We start from the raw sequence: 1,018 nt of genomic DNA on the forward strand, positions 1-1,018 counted from the left end.
CTTGCCGCGCACGTGGCGCTCCACTGTGAACACGCCCGGCTGGTAGTCCAGCTTCTCGGCCACGTCTTCGCCGATGCGCTGCATCTGGCAGCCGCAACCGCACACCGTGGACTCGGGCTCATGGTGCACGTCGCGCCGCGGCAGGTGCGGCGGCAGTGCCTGCCGCTTCGGGGACTTCTTGCCAGCCTTGTCGCCGGCGGCATCGACGTCCACGCCCAACCGCTTGATCTCCCGGCCGAGCTCGGCCAGGTCCTCGTCCAGCGTCTCCTGCAGCAGGCTCTTCTGTTCGGTGCTGCCGGCGAACTTCTCGCTCGTGGCGGCGAACTTCATGCGCTTGAGCACCGCCACTTCGTGGGTGAGCTTGTCGATGAGCGCCTGCTTGAACGCCGCGTCGCGCTCACGCTGCTCGAGCAGCGCATCCTTGGCGCGCAGCTGTTCGTCGCGCGCGGCCACCTCGGACATCAACGACAGCAGGGCCTGCCGCAATTGCGGGTCCAAGGTCTCCAACTGCTGCGCGCTGATCATGGAGCGTGATCGTCGCGCATCACGGCGCCGATCACATCGGCACATCCGGCAATTGCCGAGCGTTGACGGATTGGCCTCAGATCACGCGGATGATGCCGGCCTCTCCCAGGCGCTGCCACGGCAGGCCCAGCACCAGCGCGTCGAACTGCGTTCGGCTCAGGCTCAGGGTACTCGCGCCATCGCTTGGCCAGATGAACTTGCCCGCGTTGAGCCTCCTGGCGACCAGCCACACGCCGATGCCGTCGTGCACGAGGACCTTCATGCGGTTGGCTCGCCGGTTGGCGAAGACATAGGCGTGATGCGGATGCGCGGCGCCGAAGACACCGACCACGCGCGCCAGCGCGGCTTCGGTGCCCAGGCGCATGTCCAGCGGCTGCACAGCCATCCAGACCGCGTCCACGCGGATCAACTAGTGACCTCGCGCAGCCAGGCGGCGCTGCGGCTGTCCATGGGCAGGCTCGCTCGAAGGGTCGTGCCGTTGCGCTGGATCTCC

At 67.8% G+C, this 1,018-nt stretch carries 2 protein-coding genes; both read right to left on the minus strand.

The genetic code is table 11. The features are described 5' to 3' along the window. A partial coding sequence (locus Q392_RS26420) for an IS66 family transposase (RefSeq protein WP_245610834.1) occupies window positions 1-525 on the minus strand: 525 nt, incomplete at its 3' end. Between the two features lie 76 nt (window positions 526-601). Next, a complete protein-coding gene (gene tnpB, locus Q392_RS26425; RefSeq protein WP_245610835.1) occupies window positions 602-925 on the minus strand; it encodes an IS66 family insertion sequence element accessory protein TnpB in 324 nt (107 codons plus the stop codon). Window positions 926-1,018: the final 93 nt, after the last annotated feature.

Origin of the sequence: Xenophilus azovorans DSM 13620 (assembly GCF_000745855.1) — a bacterium.
Lineage (GTDB): Bacteria > Pseudomonadota > Gammaproteobacteria > Burkholderiales > Burkholderiaceae_C > Xenophilus > Xenophilus azovorans.